The organism is Bartonella sp. CL71SXKL, assembly GCF_042194935.1.
Lineage (GTDB): Bacteria > Pseudomonadota > Alphaproteobacteria > Rhizobiales > Rhizobiaceae > Bartonella.
The window spans coordinates 1-716 of the sequence record NZ_JBHINI010000111.1 but is presented as its reverse complement, the minus strand read 5'-3'; the positions used below and the strand labels follow the sequence as shown (position 1 = coordinate 716).

1 protein-coding gene is annotated in these 716 nt (G+C 38.1%); it reads left to right on the top strand.

Annotation, left to right across the window (positions count from 1 at the left end; genetic code table 11):
• A partial coding sequence (locus ACFILA_RS09765; RefSeq protein ID WP_375661151.1) for a Rha family transcriptional regulator occupies positions 1-672 on the top strand: 672 nt, incomplete at its 5' end.
• Between the last annotated feature and the right edge of the window lie 44 nt (positions 673-716).

Here is a 716-nt window from a genome sequence, read left to right as displayed (position 1 = left end):
ATGTCTAGTCGTGAAATTGCAGAGTTATGCGGTAAGCAACATGCGCATATTATGCGTGATATTCGACAAATGTTAGGAGAATTATATCCTGAAGGGGGTCAATCCAAATTTGGATCCACCTATTTAGATAAACAGGGTAAACCCCAAAACTGTTACAACCTTCCTAAACGTGAATGCCTCATTTTAGTTTCTGGTTACAGCATGACATTACGCGCTAGGATTATAGACCGTTGGCAAGAATTGGAAAAGCAAGCAGTAATACCACAAATCGACTACTCAAGCCCTCAAGTTATGCTTGGTGTTTTAACGTATCTCAAAAATGAAAATGAACAAAAAGATAACATTATTGCAAATTTAAAACCAAAGGCAATGGCTCTTGAAAGCTTACAGCGCCATGATGGACTCTTTGGTCTTACAGAAGCCGCTAAAATACTCGAGATGCAACCAAAACAGTTCATTCTCTTCTTACAGAAAAAAGGTTGGGTTTACAGACGAGCAGCAGGTGGAAATTTGCTTCCTTATCAAGACAAAATCCAAAAGAAACTTATGGATTGTCCAACCATCACACTTCAAACCGCAAGTGGAATAGAAAAAGTCATTCCTTGCGCAAAAATTACAGCAAAAGGAATTGGTGTGCTGTCTCAAGAGCTTAAAAGACAAAGCATGCATTAAGAGGAGGTTATTATGATAAAAAAGAAATACGAACTGACTGATGA